19 protein-coding genes are annotated in these 22,651 nt (G+C 35.9%); all 19 read left to right on the top strand.

Features of this window, described 5'->3' with window-relative positions:
• Positions 1-88: 88 nt before the first annotated feature.
• Positions 89-2,470 (top strand): glycoside hydrolase family 31 protein, encoded by a 2,382-nt coding sequence (locus JOD07_RS06010; RefSeq protein WP_243144537.1) that lies wholly within the window; start codon positions 89-91, stop codon positions 2,468-2,470.
• A 303-nt stretch (positions 2,471-2,773) separates the two neighbouring features.
• The gene (locus tag JOD07_RS06005; protein ID WP_204612816.1) at positions 2,774-4,867 is read left to right on the top strand and encodes a putative bifunctional diguanylate cyclase/phosphodiesterase; all 2,094 of its coding nucleotides are present in this window, start codon (positions 2,774-2,776) and stop codon (positions 4,865-4,867) included.
• Positions 4,868-4,906: 39 nt separating this feature from the next.
• Positions 4,907-5,272 carry a hypothetical protein gene (locus JOD07_RS06000; RefSeq protein WP_204612814.1) on the top strand — a complete coding sequence of 122 codons (366 nt, stop codon included), beginning with the start codon at positions 4,907-4,909 and terminating at the stop codon, positions 5,270-5,272.
• Between the two features lie 63 nt (positions 5,273-5,335).
• Entirely contained in the window at positions 5,336-6,199 is an 864-nt protein-coding gene (locus JOD07_RS05995) for an HDOD domain-containing protein (RefSeq protein ID WP_204612812.1), read from the top strand.
• Between the two features lie 330 nt (positions 6,200-6,529).
• Entirely contained in the window at positions 6,530-8,065 is a 1,536-nt protein-coding gene (locus JOD07_RS05990) for an ATP-binding protein (RefSeq protein WP_204612810.1), read from the top strand.
• Between the two features lie 23 nt (positions 8,066-8,088).
• Entirely contained in the window at positions 8,089-9,174 is a 1,086-nt protein-coding gene (locus JOD07_RS05985) for a response regulator (RefSeq protein ID WP_204612808.1), read from the top strand.
• 169 nt (positions 9,175-9,343) lie between these two features.
• Positions 9,344-9,499 (top strand): aspartyl-phosphate phosphatase Spo0E family protein, encoded by a 156-nt coding sequence (locus JOD07_RS05980; RefSeq protein ID WP_204612807.1) that lies wholly within the window; start codon positions 9,344-9,346, stop codon positions 9,497-9,499.
• 27 nt (positions 9,500-9,526) lie between these two features.
• Entirely contained in the window at positions 9,527-11,413 is a 1,887-nt protein-coding gene (locus JOD07_RS05975; RefSeq protein WP_204612805.1) for a bifunctional diguanylate cyclase/phosphodiesterase, read from the top strand.
• A gap of 325 nt (positions 11,414-11,738) precedes the next feature.
• Entirely contained in the window at positions 11,739-12,911 is a 1,173-nt protein-coding gene (locus JOD07_RS05970; RefSeq protein WP_204612802.1) for a phosphopentomutase, read from the top strand.
• 14 nt (positions 12,912-12,925) lie between these two features.
• The gene (locus JOD07_RS05965) at positions 12,926-13,351 is read left to right on the top strand and encodes a cytidine deaminase (RefSeq protein WP_204612800.1); all 426 of its coding nucleotides are present in this window, start codon (positions 12,926-12,928) and stop codon (positions 13,349-13,351) included.
• A 20-nt stretch (positions 13,352-13,371) separates the two neighbouring features.
• The gene (locus JOD07_RS05960; protein ID WP_204612860.1) at positions 13,372-14,904 is read left to right on the top strand and encodes an ABC transporter ATP-binding protein; all 1,533 of its coding nucleotides are present in this window, start codon (positions 13,372-13,374) and stop codon (positions 14,902-14,904) included.
• Positions 14,894-15,991, top strand: a complete 1,098-nt coding sequence (locus JOD07_RS05955; RefSeq protein ID WP_204612798.1) for an ABC transporter permease — start codon at positions 14,894-14,896, stop codon at positions 15,989-15,991. The genes JOD07_RS05960 and JOD07_RS05955 overlap by 11 nt, the downstream gene beginning before the upstream one ends.
• A complete protein-coding gene (locus JOD07_RS05950; protein ID WP_204612796.1) occupies positions 15,988-16,941 on the top strand; it encodes an ABC transporter permease in 954 nt (317 codons plus the stop codon). The genes JOD07_RS05955 and JOD07_RS05950 overlap by 4 nt, the downstream gene beginning before the upstream one ends.
• Before the next feature lie 24 nt (positions 16,942-16,965).
• Positions 16,966-18,291, top strand: coding sequence for a pyrimidine-nucleoside phosphorylase (locus JOD07_RS05945; protein WP_204612794.1), 1,326 nt, complete (start codon positions 16,966-16,968; stop codon positions 18,289-18,291).
• An 11-nt stretch (positions 18,292-18,302) separates the two neighbouring features.
• Positions 18,303-19,142: a purine-nucleoside phosphorylase gene (locus tag JOD07_RS05940; protein WP_204612792.1), complete on the top strand. Its 840-nt coding sequence runs from the start codon at positions 18,303-18,305 to the stop codon at positions 19,140-19,142.
• A gap of 29 nt (positions 19,143-19,171) precedes the next feature.
• Positions 19,172-19,837, top strand: coding sequence for a deoxyribose-phosphate aldolase (deoC, locus tag JOD07_RS05935; RefSeq protein ID WP_204612790.1), 666 nt, complete (start codon positions 19,172-19,174; stop codon positions 19,835-19,837).
• A 15-nt stretch (positions 19,838-19,852) separates the two neighbouring features.
• Positions 19,853-20,992, top strand: a complete 1,140-nt coding sequence (locus JOD07_RS05930; RefSeq protein WP_204612857.1) for a BMP family lipoprotein — start codon at positions 19,853-19,855, stop codon at positions 20,990-20,992.
• 117 nt (positions 20,993-21,109) lie between these two features.
• Complete coding sequence (locus JOD07_RS05925) at positions 21,110-21,727, top strand: YczE/YyaS/YitT family protein (RefSeq protein ID WP_204612788.1); 618 nt, start codon at positions 21,110-21,112, stop codon at positions 21,725-21,727.
• Between the two features lie 124 nt (positions 21,728-21,851).
• Positions 21,852-22,583, top strand: coding sequence for a Crp/Fnr family transcriptional regulator (locus JOD07_RS05920; RefSeq protein ID WP_207756839.1), 732 nt, complete (start codon positions 21,852-21,854; stop codon positions 22,581-22,583).
• Positions 22,584-22,651: the final 68 nt, after the last annotated feature.

Raw genomic sequence — 22,651 nt, 5'->3', positions numbered from 1 at the left:
TCAAATCATAAATTAAACTTTCAATGTGCATTCATATTGAACAAACAGACTGCACACAAAAAATGGCATAGAGAGGATACTGTTGCGTATGGTGTATCGATTTGAAACTAACCCACTTTGCATTCCGGAAAACGTAGTGCAGGGCGATTGCTATCGTTTTACAATACTGACTCCATACCTTATTCGTATGGAATATGATGAGAAAGGAAAATTTGAGGATAGGGCCAGTCAGACGGTTATTAACAGAAATTTTGAGCCTCAAAATTTTCAGGTCATGGATGATGAGCAGGGCCTTCAGATTATTACAGAGGGTATCCATCTTACATATGATAAGAAGAAGTTTTCTCCCAATGGCTTGACCGTTAAGGTAAAAGGAAATCTTACTGCATACCATAGTGTCTGGCATTATTTAGATCCTGTGAAAGATCTGGGTGGAACGGCAAGAACTCTGGATGAGGCTGACGGACCGGTGAAGCTGGAGCCAGGTGTATTATCCAGAAATGGATTCTCCGTACTCGACGACAGCAAGTCTTTCCTTATCGGGGAAGATGGCTGGCCAGTACCGAGGGAGAATGACTCGATCGATCTTTATTTTTTTGGATATGGCAGGAATTATCTCAGATGTCTTAAAGACTTTTATCGTTTGACTGGTTTCGTGCCACTTCTCCCTAAATATGCCCTTGGCAATTGGTGGAGCAGATACTATCCTTATACTGAGGAAAGCTATAAAAAGCTTATTGAGCATTTTGAAGAAGAAAAAATTCCATTAACAGTTGCTGTTTTGGATATGGATTGGCATTTGGTAGATATTCCTTCAAGGTTTGGAAGTGGCTGGACAGGGTATACCTGGAATAAAGAGCTGTTTCCGGACCCAAAAGGTTTTATGGATTGGCTGCATAAGAAAGGATATCATATTACTCTTAATGTTCATCCGGCTGATGGTGTCAGAGCCCATGAAGAGATGTATGAAGATATGGCAAAAGAGCTTGGAGTGGACTATAAGAATGAAATACCCATTCAATTTGATCTTACAGATCCTGATTTCGTAAAGGCGTATTTTAAATATTTGCATCATCCCAATGAAGAAGCAGGTGTTGATTTCTGGTGGATTGACTGGCAGCAGGGAAGCAAGTCGAAAATAGAAGGACTTGATCCCTTGTGGATGCTGAATCATTTCCATTATCTTGACATGAAGAGGAATGGAAAGAGATCTTTAATTTTATCCAGGTATGCAGGAGTTGGCAGCCATCGTTATCCTATTGGATTCTCCGGCGATACAGTCATCTCCTGGGAATCTTTGAGATTTCAGCCTTACTTTACAGCGACTGCTTCCAATATAGGCTTTTGCTGGTGGAGCCATGATATCGGTGGACATATGTTTGGTAAAAGGGATGATGAGCTGATTACCAGATGGCTGCAGTTTGGTATATTTTCTCCGATTATGCGTCTGCACAGCACAAGAAATCTGTTTGCAGGCAAGGAGCCATGGCGCTATAATGCCATTGCGCATGAAGTTATGAATAACTTCTTAAGACTTCGTCATAATATGATTCCTTATTTATATACCATGAATTATCGCTGTCATATGGAAGCTGAGCCTTTGATTCAGCCGATGTACTACCAGTACCCGGAAAGAGATGAGGCTTATGAGGTGAAAAACCAGTATTATTTTGGCAGCGAGCTTATTGTGGCACCAGTCACAGATCCTATGGATCCAAAGCTGCAACTGGCCTGTGTCAAAGTTTGGCTTCCTGAAGGAATATATATTGATTTCTTTAATGGAAGAATTTATGATGGTGACCGATATGTGGAAATGTATCGCGGACTCGATACGATTCCGGTTCTTGCGAAAGCTGGTGCCATCATTCCCATGAGATACGAGGAAACATATGATAATGACCTTGGTAATCCGATGGATCTTAATATCAGAGTATTCGCCGGAGACAGCGGACATTTTTCTTTGTATGAAGATGATGGAATAAGCCTTGACTATACACAGGGTGCCTGTGTAAAGACTGACATGTATCTTGACTGGCAGGAGGGAGTATTCTGTATTAAAGGAGCAAAAGGCAAGCTGGATCTTATTCCACAGAAGAGGAATTACCGCCTAAGTTTTGTTGGATTTGCTGATTGTGATGAAATCAGTGTGGAGCTGGATGGAGACAAGATTCCCTATGCCAAAAGCTATGATATGGATCAAAATACTCTTATCATTGATCTTGAAGGTGCAAATGTTACAAAGGAACTTAAGGTACAATTTGGCCAGAAATTAAATCTTGCAGTCAATAATATAGAAAAAGATCTCTACCACTTGCTCAATCAGGCACAGATTGAATATCAGCTAAAAGAAAAGATCTATTTTCTGATCAAGAATCAAACAGACCGGTTAAAGACTATTTCCCAGTTACATTCATGGAATTTGCCCCATGGTTTGTTTGGAATGCTGTGTGAGCTTATTTTGGCAAGATAAGGTTATGCCCATAGTAAATCGGACAGAAAGTCTGTTTTACTATGGGTTTTATTTATAAAAAAATTAAGGATTTCACTTTTAAGCCAACATAAAAAGTATGCATAATTAATTACTTAAAATGACAAAACACGGCAAAAATTTGCAAAAATGCTTGTATCTGAACATGAAAACAGTTAAAATATAATTACAAAGTACAATTAAACAAAATTTGAAATTTAACATCGATTTAGATTTCGTTTAACCATAGACTTGCTTTGTTGGGCAAGTCTATTTTTGTAATTAGAGTTATTGGGGGAGAAGCTCATGAAGGCATTTAAAATTATGAAAAGTAATTTGCAGGTAAATGCAAAAGGAGACATTGACTACTATAAGCAGAATAATTACAAAATTAATCCTTTATGGGAAGCTATCAAGTTTACTGCAATTTATGGGTTGGCAGGAGAGTTGTGGATTTTATTATCTGATGAATTAGCCAGACGATTCTCAGGGAATCTGGAAAGGTATCAGGAAATACAAACATATAAAGGCGGAGTATATGTTTTTGCAACAATGATGTTAATCTTTTTCCTGGTATTCAATAAAATGCGCCTTCTGAAAAAAGCCTTCAAAGAAATAACATATCATTATCAGGAACTTAAGTCTAAAAATCAGGAATTAGAACAGTTGGAGCAAGAGCTTAGAATGCAAGTGGATGAATTGGAAAAACACAGAAATGCCCTTGCAGTCAGTGAACAGAGGCTGGAATTGGCTATTGAAGGATCACAGAGTGGTATTTGGAATTGGGATTTAGAAAGCAATATGTTTTATATTTCGCCGAAATGGAAAGCTTATCTTGGATACACACTTGATGAAATTGATGATATGCACAAAACTTGGTTGAATTTGATCCATCCAGAGGACAGAAGTGCAGTTGTTTCAAAAATACGCGCCTATATCCTGTCTCCAAATAATGCCTTTGAACATGTTATTAGGATCAACTGTAAGGATGGAAACTATAAATGGATTCTTACCAGAGGAAAGGCAATAAAAGGCGACGATGGAAAAGTTGTTAGAGTAGCTGGCTCCCTCATTGATATAACGAAAGAAAAGCAGTTTGAGGAAAAACTGCATGTATTAGCTTATTATGATCAGCTTACAGGTCTCCCCAACAGATATTTATTTGAAGAGAAAGTCGATGCACTTATAAATGAAATTAAGGACACAGATAAGAAGTTTGCTTTATTATATATGGACATTGATAATTTTAAGGATATAAATGATACCCTGGGACATACCTCAGGAGATTTACTCCTTCAAAATACTGCACACATATTACAGCAGCAAATCAAAGAACCAAATTTTGTGACGAGATTGGGCGGAGATGAATTTGCAATTATTTTATGTGATATAAAAGGAAGACAAGATATCATAAACCAGGTGCAAAGTTTGACACAAGCTTTGAGAAGACCATGGATTCTTGAAGGCCGGGAATTTTTCATCTCTTTTAGTATTGGTATTGCCATATATCCAGAGCATGGGGATGGTTTGTATACATTACTTAAAAATGCAGATATCGCTATGTATTTGGTAAAGAAAGATCTTAAAGATAATTACTGTTTTTATTCTCAGGAATTGCAATATAAAAGCATAGAACAGATCAAAATGATTAATTATATAAGACATGCCATAGACAATAATGAATTTTATCTTCTGTATCAGCCTATTATTGATTTGAAAAATGGCAATTTAATAGGCGCTGAAGTTTTAATACGATGGGATCATCCGAAACTTGGAATTATTTCTCCTATGAAATTTATACCTTTAGCAGAAGAAACAGGTCTTATATATGATATAGAAAAATGGGTATTAAAAACAGCTTTAATGCAGAAAAAAGAATGGCTGGAGAAGAATTATCCAAACTTAAAAATATCTATTAATATTTCAGGAAAAAGAATTACCAGTGCAGGGATCATTAATGAAATCAGAGAATTATTACATGAAACACAATTAAAAGCTGATGAAATACAGCTTGAAGTAACGGAAACAGCAGTCATGAAGAATTTAGAGACATCCATGGAAATCTTAAATGAAATTAGAAATATGGGGATACACATTGCTCTTGATGATTTTGGTACAGGCTATTCCTCTCTAACATATCTTGAAAAATTACCTATTGATTTTGTAAAACTGGATAGAGAATTCATTAAAAATATATCTATAGAAAATAATGATCGGTTGATCATAGAGCATATTATTAAGCTGATACAGGAATTAAACCTAAAGATAGTGGCTGAAGGTATTGAACTCCAGGAGCAGGTAGCTATTCTGAAAAATAACAACTGTGATTATGGACAAGGGTATTTATTCGGAAAGCCTGTTACCAAAGAGGAGTTTGAAAAATTAATGCTTTCTAATTAGCCTTTTTATAAAATACCCTAGATATTTGAGGAGGAGATTATGCATCACTTTACAAGAGAAGAATTAGAAAATGCTCTGCGTGTGGTATCTTCAACGATTAGTAATTGTGAAAAAATGCAGCCCAAATTCCAGGAAGGTACACCCCAATATACCCTTCTTAAAAACAGGATAAAAGCGCTGTATCTTTCAAAATCTCTCATAATAGGTGAAAACACTGTCTATAAATATACGGATGGAGAATTGAAAGAAGCATTAGCACCAGTATCTTCAATTATCAGCAAATGTGAAAAAGCGCAGTTCAAATGTAAAGAGGGCTCTGCACAATATACCCGATTAAAAAATATAATAAAAGCAATGAATATTTCAAAGCTTTTAATAACCGAAGCAATAGATAAGAGAAGTTAGTACAGAGAGTTTCAATTTTAATATAGAGGTTGTAAATAAATTTAAAGGAAAGTAGGATGGTGTATGGAGAATCATAAAATTATTCAACTCATAAAGAACTCTAATCATTTACCTGAAGTTCCGAAATCTTTTGGAGAAATCTTAAATATGCTTTTTGATCCCTGTAATTATAATATGGATGTATGTATTGAAAAGTTTTCCCATCATCCCCAACTTGAAAAGGTTTTAATTCAGGTATTAAATGATCACTCTAAATTAAAGCGCGAGATTGTAAGTATAAAGGACGCAGTGGTTTATCTTGGCGCAAAAAATGTTAGGATTATTGCAATCGCATATATTATCCGATTATTATTGCCAGACAGAACAGGAAGAGCTCAGATTTTTGACCATAATATTTATATGAAACATTGTATTGGAACATCCATTGCCAGTTCAATGATCGCAGAGAAAACAGGGTTATGCGATAAAGACAAGATGTTTGTTTATGGGCTTATTCACGATATTGGAATTATAGTTTTAGATGTATGTTTGCCTGAATCTTTGGATAAGATTTATGACCTTCAAAAGAAAGGTGTGCATCAAATTGTAGCAGAAAAAATAGTTTTAGGTGGTATAACCCATTCAGAAATTGGTCGATGGATATGTAAAGAATGGGGATTGCCGGATGAAATTGCACAAATTGTAGGATTTCATCATACGCCATTTTTATCGAACCAATATACAACAGAAATACAGATCGTACATTTAGGAGATTCCATCAGTGCGAATTATTATGAAAAATTAATAGGCAATAAAACAGCATTTATTTTTTCTGAAAAGGTGATGGAATCTTTAGGAGTGAATAAAGAATTCGTGATTGAAATTATTAAAAAGCTGCCCAAAGAAGTAGCTAAAATTAATCAAATCATAAACTTCAAGTTTTTATAAACTTTTTAGATAGCCATTTATATTTTATTCTTCATATGTCATACATCCTTCTTCAAGAAATCGTTGCAATAACACGAAGCTAGTATCATCTGGACAAATAATAGACATAAAATAAAGAATTTTGTTGAAAGAGATTAATAATTGCAGTATAATTTCCTTTGTTGGGTTAGCAATTTTTATATAATAATGTAAAACCTTATTTGGATTTCCTTTATATAGGATGAAATGATATAGGGTATAATAAAAGTTTCCGCTGAGAAAAAGCTTTGGCGGAAATTTTTTGAGAATCGACGAAACCAATAAAGGCAGTATGGTTATTGGAGGGATTCGATGATAAAAAGGGACAGGCATTGGCCTAAAGTAGTATTTGGCTTTTTCATATTCGTTTTAGTCAGTTTAGGCGAAATGCAGTATAATTATGCAGAACAATCTCCAAAAAACATACTTATTCTCAATTCTTATCACAAAGAACTTCCCAGGATTGATGACCAGACGAATGGCGTCAATGAGAAGGATATCTATACCTGTTTTGGGATATATCGTGATATAGTCATTATCGCAGTGTTTGTCTTTATTATATTGGCAAGTTTTATTTGTATGTTGCTTTTTCATATCAAAAAGATTAATAGAATGAAAAAAGAGCTAGAAATGAAGCATAAAGAGTTAAGCCATCTTAATAAAGAATTGAGTGCTTCTGATCATAAAATTAAGAGCCAATATAAAGAATTGATAAAGACACAAGAGAATTTGATGCTTAAAGAACATCAATATCGTTTGTTATTTGAAAAAATGTTGAATGGCTTTTTTGTAGTTGAACCCATATTTAATGAAGATAAAAAACTAGTAGATATTAAGTTTTTAAATGTCAATCCGAGTTTTAAAAAACAAGTAAACATACATATTGACAATGTTGTTGGGAAAACATGGGTGGAAGTCTTCGGTTATCCCAACTTAGAACTAAACATTTTTGAGAGAATATTGGAAACAGGCAGGACTGAACGATTTGAAACATATTATGGAAAAGCGAATGCTTATTATATAGTCAATGCTTTTAAGATATCAGACAATCAAATAGGTGTTATTTTTGAGAATATTTCAGAATATAAAATGGCCATCAAAGAAATTAAAAAACTCAATGAAGAATTAGAGGAAAGAGTTTCTGTAAGAACTGCAGAACTTAGTAAGGCGATAGATGAATTAGAATCTTTCACATATACTGTATCCCATGATTTAAAATCACCCCTTAGGGCTATAGACAGTTACAGTCGAATCATGTATGAAGACCATGGAGAGAACCTACATAGCGATGCCGTAGATATTATTCAGAATATAAGAGGCATATGTAAAGATTTAATCAGTATGATTAATCATCTTTTAGAGTATTCCATGACATCAAAAAAAGAATTAAATAAAGAAGAAATTAATATAAAAGAAATGTTTCTTTCCGTATTTAATGAATTACAGCTTACAAATTCAGAAAGAGAAGTCACTTTAGTCATTGAGACAGTCCTTCCCAATGTTTATGGGGATAAACTTTTATTAAGACAAGTAGTATACAATATTCTTTCTAACGCCTTTAAGTTTACAAAAAACACAGAAAAACCAAAAATCACTATAGGCAATACGATTACTTCAGATGAATATATTTTCTATGTCAAAGATAATGGCATAGGATTTAATATGGATTATTCAAAAAAGTTATTTGGAATTTTTCAAAGGTTACATACCAGTGATGAATTTGAAGGGACAGGCATAGGGCTAGTGACGATTAAAAAAATCATAGAAAAACATGGAGGCAGGACCTGGATAGAAGGACAAGTTAACGTTGGAGCCACGATATATTTCACTTTGCCATTTTCCTGGTAAGAAGGTTTAGGAGGAGAGAAAAAGTGCTTAACGTGCTTATTGTGGATGATATGGATATTGTTCGAAGAGAAATCAAGCGGCTTAGGGTATGGGGAGAATCGACAGGCTTTGTCATTTTAGAGGAAGCATCCAATGGACAGGAAGCTCTGGAGATTCTGGAACAAAAATCGATGGACTTAGTGATAACCGATATCAAAATGCCGAAGATCAACGGGTTGGAACTGCTTGAAAAAATTATGGAGAAAGATTTATGTCCATGTGTTGTATTATTAAGTGACTATACAGATTTTACATATACGAGGCAAGGCATTATATTAGGAGCCTTTGACTATATGTCCAAACCTGTTTGTGAAGAAGAGTTTAAGAAATTACTCCATAGAGCCAAAAAGCATATCATAGTCAAAAGCAGGGAAAAAGAAAAATTAAAAAATCTTCGAAAAAATTTAGAAGAAATTGTAGAAGTATTCTTTTCTGATACAGAGGTGAAGCAAATTGCACATCTTATAGAGCATGGAGATATGGAATATATCGAGGCATTATCACGGATGTTAGATAGAATAGAAGTTCATCTGGATTTTGAATTTCTTAAAATAGAAAGAGCTTTAAGAAAGGTATTTCGTGCGATCTTAGACAATATAATAGAGAACAAAAAGTGGCTAGAAAAATTTATTCATTCAAAGGAAATAGATGGGATTGATTTTTTAAATTGCAAGGATATCAGGGAGCTTAGAGAAGCATTCATGGATAAAATAAAAAGTATTTTTGATCTTCTGGATCAATTGTATTGTACTAAAACTTATAATGATACGATTGTTCAAATTTGTGATTGTGTATTGAAAAATTCTGAGGACAAACTTTCTCTCACCTTTATTGCAGAAAAACTATACATGCATAAAAATTATATCAGTGAGGTATTTAAGCAAAAAACAGGAATGTCTATTAAGCAGTATCTTACAAGAATTAAGATGGAGAGGGCTAAAGTTTTGATAGCAGAAGGTAGACTGAAGATATATGAGATCAGTGACATGCTAGGATATAAGGATGTTGAATATTTTAGTAAGATATTCAAAAAATATACTGGTATGACTCCAAGTCAATTTAATAAATAACCTGATTTTTTTCGGGGTATATACTTATTTTTTTACATTCTTTCCAATAAAAAATCTTGTATTATATAGAAGAACATGGTACAAAACTTTTCTTGGAAACGTTTCTGGTAATTCCAGGAGAAGTTATACGATGAATAAAAATTTATAATATAGGTAGGAGAGGGAAAGTGTGTGTAACAAATTAAAAGAGCTACAGGAATCTTTAAACGAAATGATTGCATCAGAAGAGTATACTTATGAAGAAATCTTAAATATCAGTCAGAAGTTAGATTTTTTAGTGGTTAACTATTTAAAAGAGCAAAATTGTGAGAAGAAGGAATTGTAGCAAATAGGTATAAAAGAAGGTGCTAAGATGCTGGAGAATGAAAAAATATATGACTATAAAAAAATAGCCATTAAGATATGCTTAATATATCTATTTATAGGAGTTTTGTGGATTTTAATGTCGGATATAGTCGTTGTTGCTGTTGTCAAAGACATAGAATTAATGACCTCTGTCAACATGATCAAAGGATGGGGGTATGTTCTTACCAGTGGAATTCTCATTTACTGCTTTACCTATTTGACCTTAAAAAAAGTGAGTGAAAAAAGATATAGGTTCATTACAGAGGCTGCCAATGACGCGATATGGGAGGAAAAAAATAATCAAAGAGTATTTTCAGCCCGTTGGTATGAGATTACTGGTTATACTCAGGAAGATATGGAGGCTTTAGACGGTTGGGAAGTTCTCATTCATCCTGAAGATAAAGATATTATCCAGAAAGTAATCTCAGAGCATAAAAAAAATAAAACGCCTTTTTATCAATGCGAATATAGAATTAAAACTAAAGACGGGAAGTATAAATGGATACAGGAAAGAGGAAAAGTTTCCTTTGATGAAAAAGGAGCCACTTATTATTTAGTGGGATCCCATACAGATATTACAGAAGTAAAAGCATATGAACAGAAATTACAGCATCTTGCTTATCATGATCAATTAACAGGTTTAAAGAATAGAAATGCCTTTACCCATACGTTGAGTGACCTTATGGATCAGGAGCACCCTAAAAAAATAGGATTACTTTATGTAGATATTGATAATTTCAAATATATCAATGACTCCATGGGGCATACTTTAGGAGATTTCTTACTGAAAGAAATAGGCCAAAGGCTGACAAAATTTCAGAATGAGCATACCAGTATTTATAGATTAGGTGGAGATGAATATATCATCTTACTGGAAAACTTTGAAGAAATAAGTGATGTTGAGAAATTAGCAGTCAATGTATTAAGGGATTTGGATAAACCTTTGGAAATTAACAGAAGTTCCATGGTCATAACGGCCAGTATAGGAATATCCATATTCCCGGAACATGGAAAAACCATTGATGAGCTCCTAAAAAATGCCGATATTGCTGTGTTTAGAGCAAAAGAAGCAGGTAAAAATAAAATTATTATTTTTAATCAGCCGATGAATGAAGCCATGACCGAACGTACTCGGATAGCAAAGCATCTTAGAACCGCTTTAGAAAAGAATGAATTTGAATTATATTATCAGCCTCAGTTAGATATCAGTACAAACCGGATTTCGGGTTTTGAAGCTCTTTTAAGATGGAAGAACCCTGAACTTGGGTATGTTCCCCCGAACAAATTTATCAGCGTTGCAGAAGATACCCGTTTAATCATACCCATTGGAGAATGGGTATTAAGAAACAGCTGTATGTTTTTAAAGCATCTTCACGATAGAGGGTATACGGATTTGACCATGTCTGTTAATATTTCTATGCTGCAGTTATTACAAGACGATTTTGTAGATATGGTGACAGAGATTCTGGAATTGGTAAAAATTGATCCTCAATATATAGAGTTAGAGATTACAGAATCTATTCTTATGGAATCTTATGAAACCATAGCAAAAAAATTAAAACTTCTAAAGGCGATAGGTGTAAAGATTGCATTAGATGACTTTGGTAAAGGCTATTCTTCCTTGCATTATTTAAAACATCTTCCTATATCTACATTAAAAATTGATAAAACTTTTATTGATAATATCTGTTTAGACAAAAGAAATAAGTCTTTAATCCATTTGATGGTGAAAATAGGAAGAATCATGGATTTGTGTGTTGTAGCTGAAGGCGTTGAAACAGAAGAACAAATGGAATATTTGAGAAAACAAAAATGCAATAAAATACAAGGTTATCTATTTTCAAAACCATTACCATACAATGAAATCCTCAAAAAATTGGAAATCAATCAATAAATCATCTCCTTGTTGATACTCTATAGAGGGACAGTTATACGTCTCTTCTATAGAGTATTTTTTATTGGATTGTAGGATATTTCGGCGAATTTTTAAGTTCAGACAATAAAATTGTGCATTGTATCCAAAAAAATCTGTAAAAATTTCAGTAAATTATATAAAAATTATTTTGGCTCCAAAAAGGGACAAGTGACCTTTTGTGAATTTAGCAAAACAAATATAATACAGTTAAAGTACTAAATAATTAATTTACTGATATTTAATTAAATTTTTTGGAGCATGTGGAATTGAAAATGTTATTTTGTGAGCAGATAAAGGAGGCAATATGAAAGCGAAAAGAGTTTTCTTAATTGTATTAGATAGTTTTGGCATTGGAGAATTACCGGATGCCGCTTTATTTGGAGATGAAGGAAGCAATACCTTAGGGTCTATTGTAAAATCCAGTCAATACCATACACCCAATATGAAAAAACTTGGTTTATTTAATATTGACGGTGTATCCTGCGGAGATAAAGAAGTCTATACACTAGGTTCTTACGGAAGAATGGCTGAAAAGTCCATGGGTAAAGATACCACCATAGGCCATTGGGAAATAGCCGGATTAATCTCAGAAAAACCCTTCCCTACCTATCCTAACGGATTTCCTGAAAAAATACTAAATGAATTCAGAAAAAGAACCGGAAGAAATGTTTTATGCAATAAGCCATACTCCGGAACGGATGTTATTCGTGATTATGGACAACAGCATGTAGAAACAGGGGATTTAATTGTTTATACCTCTGCTGACAGCGTTTTTCAGATTGCAGCCCATGAGGACATCGTTCCTTTAGAGGATTTATACAAATACTGTACTATTGCAAGAGAAATCTTACAGGGAGAGCATGGCGTAGGAAGAGTCATTGCAAGACCTTTTGTGGGGGAATATCCAAACTTTAAAAGAACAGCCCATCGCCACGACTATTCTTTGATTCCACCAAAGAAGACAATGTTAGATTACTTAGAACAATCTGGACTTGAAACCATAGGCGTTGGGAAAATATACGATATTTTTGCCGGAAAGGGCATACAGAAAACCGTTTCGATTGTCAGCAATACAGATGGAATGAACAAAACTCTGCAGATTATGGATGAAGAGTTTAATGGTTTATGTTTTGTTAACCTGGTGGATTTTGACATGATTTATGGTCATAGAAACGATATCGACGGATATGCTAAGGCGGCTACAGAGTTTGATAAGCAATTAGGGTTATTCATAGACAAAATGAAAGACGATGATATTTTAATCATTACAGCCGATCACGGCTGCGACCCGGGAACGCCCAGTACGGATCATTCCAGAGAATATACTCCAATGCTTGTCTATGGAAAGAAAATTAAAGAAAACACATCCATTGGAACAAGAGATACTTTTGCCGATATCGGAGCAACCATTCTTGATATCTTTGATATCCAGGGAGACATCGGCGGTACAAGCTTTTTAAAGGAGATATTAAAGTAAAGGAGCAATCTTAAATGGCAGATTACAGGGAACTTATCGAAAAAGCATTTCAGGCAAGGGAAAAATCCTATTCTCCCTATTCCAAATTTAAAGTGGGTGCTGCTTTGCTGGGGAGTAACGGGAAAATTTATTTAGGATGCAATATTGAAAATGCCTCTTATACCCCAACAAATTGTGCGGAAAGAACTGCTTTTTTTAAGGCTGTTTCAGAAGGGCAAATGGATTTTGAAGCCATTGCCATCGTAGGAGGACCCGCTGCAGTTAAAAAAGGTGAAGGGGATTACTGCGCACCCTGTGGCGTATGCAGACAGGTCATGGCTGAGTTTTGCGATCCAAAGCGCTTTAAAGTAATTTTAGCAAAAAGCGAAACAGAGTATAAGGAATATTTGTTGGAAGAATTGTTGCCGTTAAGTTTTACAAAAGCCGATTTGCAATCATGAGTAAGGAGGGGCTGTGGATGGTGGAAAATGTAATAGAGATGAATCATATTACGAAAGTCTTTGGTAACTTTAAAGCAAATGATGACATCACCCTGCACGTACGAAAAGGAGAAATTCATGCCCTGTTAGGAGAAAACGGAGCAGGGAAATCCACTTTAATGAGTGTTTTGTTCGGACTTTATCAGCCGGAAAAAGGAGAAATTAGAATCAATGGGAAACCGGTAAAAATCAATAACCCCAATGATGCGAACAATTTAGGTATCGGTATGGTGCACCAGCACTTTAAACTGGTTCATAATTTTACTGTATTAGAAAGCATTGTATTAGGAAGAGAAACCACCAACAAAGGTTTTCTTAAAATGGATGCTGCAAGGGAAAAAATCCTAGAATTAAGTGAAAGATATAAATTTAAAATCGATCCGGATGCTTATATCTCGGATATTACCGTTGGTATGCAGCAGAGAGTAGAAATTTTAAAAATGCTCTACTGCGACAACGATATCCTTATCTTTGATGAGCCTACAGCAGTTTTAACACCTCAGGAAATCGATGAACTTCTAAAAGTCATGAAACAACTGGTTTCTGAAGGCAAATCCATTATATTCATAAGCCATAAATTAAATGAAATCAAAGCTGTAGCGGACCGATGCAGTGTTCTCCGCAAAGGCAAATACATCGGTACAGTGGATGTTGCAACCACTTCCAAAGAAGAACTGTCGGAAATGATGGTTGGAAGAAAAGTAAACCTCTCTGTAGATAAGAAAGCAATGAATCCGGGAGAACCGGTATTGGAAGTTCAGGATTTATGCATCAAATCAAAGCACACCCACAAACATATTGTAAAGAATGTTTCCCTTCAGGTGAGAGCAGGAGAAATTGTCTGCATAGCCGGTATTGATGGCAACGGTCAGTCAGAATTGGTATACGGCATTACCGGGTTGATGCCCATCGATGGAGGCAAGATAAAACTAAAAGGAAAAGACGTCACAAACGAAACCATTCGCAATAAATGCCTTGACGGACTGGCACATATTCCGGAAGACAGACAAAAATATGGCTTGGTATTAGATTATACCCTGAAAGAAAATCTGGTGCTTCAATCTTATTTTGAGCCGAAGTTCCAGAAGAAAGGGTTTTTAAAATTTGGAGAAATCAGTCAGTATGCTAAATATCTTATAGAAAAATTTGATATCCGCTGTGGCCAGGGAGAAGATTCAATTGTCCGTGGTATGTCCGGAGGAAATCAGCAAAAAGCGATTATTGCCCGGGAGTTGGATAGAGACCCTAATTTTATTATTGCGGTTCAACCGGTAAGAGGCCTTGATGTAGGGGCCATTGAATATGTGCATAAGCAATTGGTTGAACAAAGAGATAAAGGCAAAGGAGTTCTTTTAGTATCCTTTGAATTAGATGAAGTAATGACTTTAAGCGATAGAATTTTAGTTATGTATGAAGGAGAAATTGTTGCTGATGTAAGACCGGAGGAAGTGACAGTTCAGGAACTTGGTCTTTATATGGCAGGTACGAAAAGAGGTGTATCCAGTGCCAGCTAATAAAAAACAAAAAGGGGAAAATAAAGCGCTTCTTAATTTTTCTTCATCCGTATTAGCAATTATAGCAGGTCTGTTATTTGGTCTTCTGATACTTTTATTCAGTAATCCATCCCAGGCGTTTCCGGGATTTCTGATGATTTTACAGGGAAGTTTTGCGGATGGAGCCTTTGGAATCGGTCAAATGTTCTACGTAGCGACTCCTATTATTATGACCGGTTTATCCGTAGGGTTTGCTTTTAAAACTGGATTATTTAACATTGGTGCTTCAGGACAATTTACCATGGGTGCCTTTGTAGCGGTTTATATCGGAGTAAAGTGGACCTGGTTGCCAGATCAGATTCACTGGGTTGTTGCCATTATAGGCGCTGCGGCTGCAGGAGCATTATGGGGACTTGTTCCGGGACTTTTAAAAGCCATAGCCAATGTGAATGAAGTTATTTCATCCATTATGATGAATTATATTGGAATGTATCTTGTCAATATTTTAGTGGTTAAAAATGTTTATGACCAGGTAAAGAACCAATCCAAGCCCGTTGCACAGAGTGCCAATTTACCAAGAGCAGGTTTGGATCAATTCCTGGGGCCTAATATGACCATCGGAATTTTTATAGCGATTCTTTTTGTAGTCCTTATCTATATTTTAATTGAAAAAACTGTTTTCGGATACGAATTAAAAGCCTGCGGATACAATCCATTTGCCAGCAAATATGCAGGGATTAATTCTAAAAGAAATATTGTTTTATCCATGGTCATTGCCGGGGCTTTATCCGGAATAGGAGGCTCACTGCTTTATCTTGCAGGTTCAGGAAAATATATTCAGGTATTAGACGTTATAGCGCCGGAAGGCTTTAACGGTATATTTGTGGCATTGCTTGGATTATCCAATCCAATCGGCATTTTATTTGCAGGACTGTTTATCGCCCATATCACCGTTGGCGGATACAATCTTCAGCTTTACAACTTCGTACCGGAAGTTATTGATATTATCATTTCGGCAATTGTTTACTTTGGAGCCTTTGCGTTATTATTCAAAACCATTATCCGTACACTTATGACAAACAGCAAGAAGGAGGGTGAGCAAATATGAGTATCTTATATTTCATTGTTCAGCAGACGATGTTTTTTGCGATTCCTCTTTTAATCGTTGCATTAGGCGGTATGTTCTCTGAGCGAAGCGGTGTCGTTAACATTGCTTTAGAAGGCATTATGGTAATGGGCGCTTTTATCAGTATCTTTTTTATCAATATTTTTCAAAATACTTTAAGCGGTCAGGGACTTTTACTATTGGCAATTCTTATTGCCGGTGTCAGCGGAGGGATTTTTTCACTGCTTCATGCCTTTGCATCTATTAATCTTAAGGCAGACCAGACCATCAGCGGAACAGCATTAAACATGTTTGCTCCGGCAGTGGCAATTTTTATGGCAAGAATGATTCAAGGGGTTCAACAAATACAGTTTACAGATACTTTCCATATTGCCAAGGTTCCTGTTTTGGGAGATATACCCCTTATCGGTCCTATGTTCTTTCAGAACTGCTATATTACAACATATATCGGTGTGGCAATATATATCCTTTCAAACATCCTGATTAATAATACAAAATTCGGATTAAGACTAAGAGCCTGCGGAGAGCATCCTCAGGCAGCCGATTCCGTAGGAATCAACGTTTATAAAATCCGATATGCGGGTGTAATTATTTCGGGGGTGTTAGCCGGTATAGGAGGACTGATATTTGTTATCCCAACTTCAACTAACTTTAACGGCAGCGTTGCCGGATATGGATTCCTGGCATTGGCAGTTTTAATCTTTGGACAGTGGAGAACGAGAGGGGTTTTAGGAGCAGCCTTTTTCTTCGGGATTATGAAGACATTAGCCAGCACCTATTCAGGTATTCCAGTCCTCAAAGACTTGCCGATTTCCAATGAAGTTTATAAGATGATTCCTTATATGGCTACGCTTATTGTTCTCGCTTGTGTTTCTAAAAATTCTCAGGCGCCAAAAGCGGCAGGAATTCCATACGACAAAGGCAGCAGATAATGATAGAAAGGATTTGTTTTACCAATGAGAATGTATGACCTTATTATGAAAAAAAGAAATGGTGAAGCTTTAACGGAAGCAGAAATCAGATACCTGATTGAAGAATACGTTGCAGGGAATATTCCTGATTATCAAATGTCGGCATTTTTAATGGCCGTATACTTTAAAGGAATGACTGAGGAAGAAATTTTTATCATGACAGATGCAGTGGCCCGTTCCGGAGATACGGTAGATCTTTCAGGTATCGAGGGCATTAAGGTAGATAAACATTCAACAGGGGGCGTAGGAGACAAAACCACTTTAATCATTGCGCCTATCGTAGCTTCCTATGGCGTAAAGGTAGCAAAAATGTCCGGAAGAGGTTTAGGGCATACAGGAGGGACCATTGATAAGATGGAATCAATTCCCGGTATCAAGTTGTCCCTGACCCAGGAAGAATTCTTTGATGTGGTCAATAAAGCAGGGTTAAGTGTCATCGGACAATCGGGGAATTTAACCCCGGCAGATAAAAAGCTGTATGCTTTAAGGGACGTAACTGCTACGGTAGACAGTATTCCTCTTATTGCAGTTTCTATTATGAGTAAGAAATTAGCTGCAGGCAGTGATTGTATCCTTCTGGATGTTAAAACCGGAAGCGGAGCCTTTATGAAGAGTCTTGAAGACTCAATTGCCCTGGCAGAATGCATGGTAAAAATCGGAGAAAACTCAGGAAGAAGAACCGCTGCTTTAATTACGGATATGGACATCCCTCTTGGCAATAATATTGGAAATGCACTAGAAGTGATTGAAGCGGTTGAAACTTTAAAAGGGCATGGTCCGGAAGACCTGACAGAAATTTGTATTCGTCTGGCAGGGAATATGCTGTATCTGGCAGGAAAAGGAGAACTTCCGGAATGCATACAAATGGCAAGAGACGCTATTGCAAACGGAAAAGCCCTGGAAAAACTTATCAGCATGGTAGAAGCTCAGGGCGGAGATGCTTCCGTAATAAAAGATACGGATAAGTTTGAAAAAGCTAAGTGGTCTTATGAAGTGAAAGCGCCAAAATCAGGATATATTACCCGTATCAATTCAGAAGACTGTGGTATAGCATCGATGCTTTTAGGTGCCGGCAGAGAAACCAAAGACAGCGCGATTGATTATTCAGCAGGCATTATACTTAGGAACAAAGTAGGGAAATATGTAGAAAAAGGAGAAGTTCTAGCTACTTTATATGCGAATAATCAAGAATTATTTAAGGCATCAGAAGACAAACTAATAGAAGCATTTACTATTGAAGATACTACACCTACGGAAAGACCTTTAATCCTTGCAAGGATTGAAAAAGATAAAATAGTGAAATATGTATAAAGGAGGGCAGTATGAACAGAAGATACAACAAACTTTTAAGATGTTACAAATGCTACAAAGAAAAAATTCAATTTCAGCCTAAAGTAGCCTTGGTATTGGGCTCTGGTTTAGGAGATTATGGGGATTCCATACAGGTGGAAGCTGTGCTTGACTATCATGATATTGAAGAATTTCCCGTATCTACAGTTCCGGGGCATAAAGGAAGATTTATTTTTGGATATGTGAATCAGGTTCCGGTAGTGATTATGCAGGGCAGAGTTCACTATTACGAGGGATACTCTATGGATGATGTGGTCCTTCCCATAAGATTGATGAAGCTTATGGGAGCAGAAGTATTATTTCTGACCAATGCTGCCGGAGGAACAAATTATGATTTTAAGCCGGGAGATTTCATGCTCATTAAGGATCAGATTGCGAGTTTTGTTGAATCCCCATTAAAAGGAGCAAATATTAACGAATTAGGGGTTCGCTTCCCCGATATGAGTGAAATCTATGATAAGAACTTAAGAAATATCATTAAAGATGTGGCAGCTTCCTTGAATATTTCCTTGAAGGAAGGGGTTTATCTCCAGCTTTCAGGTCCTAACTATGAAAGTCCCGCAGAAATAAGGATGTGCAGAACCTTAGGGGCAGATGCGGTAGGGATGAGTACAGCCTGTGAAGCGATTGCAGCAAAGCATATGGGAATGAAAATATGCGGAATTTCTTGTATTTCGAATTTGGCTGCCGGAATGAGTGAGCAACCTTTAAGCCATGAAGAAGTACAGGAAACTGCCGATAAGGTAGCTCCATTATTTAAAGAATTAATCACAAAATCCATTACCGAAATAGGGAAGACATTAAAAGATTAAACTTAATACACCTTGAAAAGGGGGATAAAATGACAATACAAGAAATGCTGCAGCATGTGGACCATACACTGCTGAAAGCTGTTGCTGCATGGGAAGATATTCAAAAGCTCTGTGAAGAAGCGATAGAATATCAAACAGCGTCCGTATGTATTCCACCATGTTATGTAAAAAGAGTCCATGATACCTATGGAGAAAAAATCAATATTTGTACTGTAGTAGGCTTTCCATTGGGCTATAGTGTGAAAGAAGCAAAGATGGCTGAAGTTCAGAAAGCATTGGAAGATGGCGCCAGTGAAATTGATATGGTTATCAATATCAGCGATGTAAAAAATAAAAACTACGAAGCAATTAAAGATGAAATAGCTGCACTTAAAAAGCTTGTGGGAGACAAAATTTTAAAAGTGATTATTGAAACATGTTATCTTACAGAAGAAGAAAAAATCGCTATGTGTAAAATCGTTTCCGAAGCAGGAGCAGACTATATTAAGACCTCTACAGGCTTTGGAACAGGTGGTGCAACCATAGAAGATATTAATCTGTTTAAAGCCCATATTGCTCCCGGTGTCAAGATGAAAGCTGCCGGTGGCGTAAGAAGTCTTAAGGATTTAGAGATGTTTTTAAATGCAGGGTGTGAGCGAATAGGCACAAGCTCTGCAGTTCAATTCATAAAAGGTGAAAAACCAAAAAATTATTAGGGGGAGAAAATAATGATGAAAAGAAAATTAATCAGTTTAATGTTGGCAGCAGCAGTAAGTATTACAGCATTGGTTGGCTGTGGCCAAAGCAATACAACAAAGACTGAAGAAACATCAGGTGGAGCAACTCAGGAAACTACAACAAAACAGGACAACTCCGCTGGAGCAGAACTGGCATTGATTACTGACGTAGGAACTATTGATGACAAATCCTTTAACCAGGGCTCATGGGAAGGGGTTAAAGCCTATGCAGAACAAAAAGGTATTTCCTATAAATACTATCAACCCTCTGAGAAATCAGACGATGCGATTATGACCTCTATTGGCCTTGCTGTAAAAGGTGGTGCAAAAGTGATCGTATGTCCAGGATATCTTTTTGAAGTGCCTGTATATAATGCGCAATTAAAATATCCTGATGTAACCTTTATTCTTATAGATGGTGCGCCTCACAGCGGAGATTATAATTACGATATCAAATCCAATGTAAAAGCAATCTATTATGCTGAAGAACAAGCAGGATTTTTAGCAGGTTATGCAGCAGTACAGGATGGATACAGACAGCTTGGATTTATGGGTGGTATTGCAGTACCTGCAGTTGTACGTTTCGGCTATGGATTCATCCAGGGTGCAGATTATGCAGCACAAGAATTGGGATTAGCTAAAGGCGATGTTACTATCAAATACACCTATGTAGGTAACTTTGATGCATCTCCGGAAAACATGTCTAAAGCAGCAGCATGGTACAATGAAGGAACAGAACTTATTTTTGCCTGTGGTGGTGGCGTTGGAAACTCTGTTATGAAAGCAGCTGAAACCGCAGGAACTAAAGTAATCGGTGTTGACGTTGACCAATCCGGTGAATCTGAAACTGTTATCACATCTGCGATGAAGAATTTAAGTAAATCTGTTTACGATGCAATTGATGAATATTATCGCGGTACTTTTGAAGGCGGTACTGCAGTGACTCTCGATGTAAAAACCAATAATGTTCAATTACCAATGGAAACTTCAAGATTTAAACAATTCACACAAGAACAATATACTGCTATTTATAATAAAATTGCAGACGGAAGTATTCAAATCAATAAAAACGACGTAGCAGAAAACGTAGCAGACTTACCAACCAATCTTGTAAAAGTTGAACCCATTCAATAAGTTTTAAAGATATGAAAACAAAAGCCATCTTAAAGAGAATACTTTTTAAGATGGCTTTATTCCTACTTGGATTGTTTAGACAGAAGTATAACTTAGAACTACAGGAAGAGGACCGATATGAAACTAAAAAGCGGCATGAAAATGATTTACGGACTAATAGGTATTTTTTTCGTGGGAGTTGGAGTAGCTTTTAATGCTTCTACGATGCTTGGAAATGATCCTATTGGCATTGTATATGACGGCGTAAGAAATTTTTTTAATTTATCCACCAGGCAGTTAGGAATGGCTTCTAATGTCGTTAATATAGGACTAATCATTTTATTATTATTTATAGGGAAAAAATATGTGAACATTGGAACATTTATATATATTGTCCCCTATGGCTTTTTTGTAGACATAGGAACAAAACTTTATAGTGCATTGGCAGTCTCGGATACACTGACATTGCGCATCCTTGCAGGGCTAACAGGATGTTTTTTGCTATATACGGGAGTGGCGATTTTTATCGTTATGGATATCGGATTAGACCCGTTCACCGGACTGGTGATGACCATTAAAGACAAGCTCTCATGGGATTATAAAAGGACTAAGATAGTGTTTGACATATCTATGGTATTAATCGGCGTTTTATTAGGTGGTAAGCTGGGTGTGATTACTTTAGTGACTGCATTTACAGCCGGGCCTATGATACAAGTCATATCGGAAAGACTGGAAATTCTTTTGTTTAATAGGTAAGAAGCATATTAGTGAAAAGATTGTTAATAGAAAACAAGAGAGTGGAAATTTCCTAGAGTTTCTTAAAGCTATTTATAAAGGACCTTATAAAATATGATATAATGATCTCAAGGGGGAACCGATAATGACTCAGACGGAAAGCAATATTAAGAAACTGATGGCATTACAAAATACTCTAAAAGGTTCCGAAAAAGAATATTTAGAGGCATATCTAAAAAACGCACCTATGTGGCTGCTAGATTCTTTTCAGATTGTTCACATGGAAAAGGATCATGTGTTTATCAGAGAAAAAAATGAAGTAGATACGGTTTATATCTTAGTTGAAGGTATTGTTAAAGCTTTGGATTATAGAATTTTTGGGATTGTATACAACTATATGTGGTTTTATCCTGTTAAAACCTTTGGCTCTATGGAAATACTACTAGACCTTCAGAATTATATGACCACCCTTACAACAGTGACCCCCTGTACAATGTTGGTGATTTCAAAGGATAAATTTGAAAGATGGATGAGAAATGATATTAATACCTTATTGCTTGAAACAAAGTCCATGGGAAGTTATCTTTTAGAACAAGCAAGAAAAGAACGGATTTTTCTATTTTCCCAGGGGGTCGATAGAGTTATCCTTTTATTTATTCATTTATATGAAAAGATGGCTGAAAACAATAAATGTGTTTTAAAATTCACTCGCCAGGATATTGCTGATCAGTCAGGCTTAAGTATTAAAACCATCAATCGATCGATTAAAAAGATTGAAGAAGAGGGATATATATCCAGAGAAGGCAATAAAATTATTATTTTGGAAGCCCAATATAAAAAAATGCAAGAGTATATCACCAACAAAGTTGAAGAATAATTCATTTAAAAGTTATTAAGGTGGTTAAGGATATATTTAGTATAAAAACATAAATGCTGTGATATATG

Origin of the sequence: Defluviitalea raffinosedens (genome assembly GCF_016908775.1) — a bacterium.
In the GTDB taxonomy this organism is placed as follows: Bacteria; Bacillota; Clostridia; order Lachnospirales; family Defluviitaleaceae; genus Defluviitalea; species Defluviitalea raffinosedens.
Note: the sequence above shows the minus strand (reverse complement) of the source record. Positions and strands in the feature narration are given on the sequence as shown.

What these genes read in the sequence shown, in the direction of transcription:
- JOD07_RS06010 (WP_243144537.1), top strand. Translation starts at nt 89, where the DNA reads ATGGTGTATCGATTTGAAACTAACCCACTTTGCATTCCGGAAAACGTA.
- JOD07_RS06005 (WP_204612816.1), top strand. Translation starts at nt 2,774, where the DNA reads ATGAAGGCATTTAAAATTATGAAAAGTAATTTGCAGGTAAATGCAAAA.
- JOD07_RS06000 (WP_204612814.1), top strand. Translation starts at nt 4,907, where the DNA reads ATGCATCACTTTACAAGAGAAGAATTAGAAAATGCTCTGCGTGTGGTA.
- JOD07_RS05995 (WP_204612812.1), top strand. Translation starts at nt 5,336, where the DNA reads ATGGAGAATCATAAAATTATTCAACTCATAAAGAACTCTAATCATTTA.
- JOD07_RS05990 (WP_204612810.1), top strand. Translation starts at nt 6,530, where the DNA reads ATGATAAAAAGGGACAGGCATTGGCCTAAAGTAGTATTTGGCTTTTTC.
- JOD07_RS05975 (WP_204612805.1), top strand. Translation starts at nt 9,527, where the DNA reads ATGCTGGAGAATGAAAAAATATATGACTATAAAAAAATAGCCATTAAG.
- JOD07_RS05970 (WP_204612802.1), top strand. Translation starts at nt 11,739, where the DNA reads ATGAAAGCGAAAAGAGTTTTCTTAATTGTATTAGATAGTTTTGGCATT.
- JOD07_RS05965 (WP_204612800.1), top strand. Translation starts at nt 12,926, where the DNA reads ATGGCAGATTACAGGGAACTTATCGAAAAAGCATTTCAGGCAAGGGAA.
- JOD07_RS05950 (WP_204612796.1), top strand. Translation starts at nt 15,988, where the DNA reads ATGAGTATCTTATATTTCATTGTTCAGCAGACGATGTTTTTTGCGATT.
- JOD07_RS05945 (WP_204612794.1), top strand. Translation starts at nt 16,966, where the DNA reads ATGAGAATGTATGACCTTATTATGAAAAAAAGAAATGGTGAAGCTTTA.
- JOD07_RS05940 (WP_204612792.1), top strand. Translation starts at nt 18,303, where the DNA reads ATGAACAGAAGATACAACAAACTTTTAAGATGTTACAAATGCTACAAA.
- deoC (WP_204612790.1), top strand. Translation starts at nt 19,172, where the DNA reads ATGACAATACAAGAAATGCTGCAGCATGTGGACCATACACTGCTGAAA.
- JOD07_RS05930 (WP_204612857.1), top strand. Translation starts at nt 19,853, where the DNA reads ATGAAAAGAAAATTAATCAGTTTAATGTTGGCAGCAGCAGTAAGTATT.
- JOD07_RS05925 (WP_204612788.1), top strand. Translation starts at nt 21,110, where the DNA reads ATGAAACTAAAAAGCGGCATGAAAATGATTTACGGACTAATAGGTATT.
- JOD07_RS05920 (WP_207756839.1), top strand. Translation starts at nt 21,852, where the DNA reads ATGACTCAGACGGAAAGCAATATTAAGAAACTGATGGCATTACAAAAT.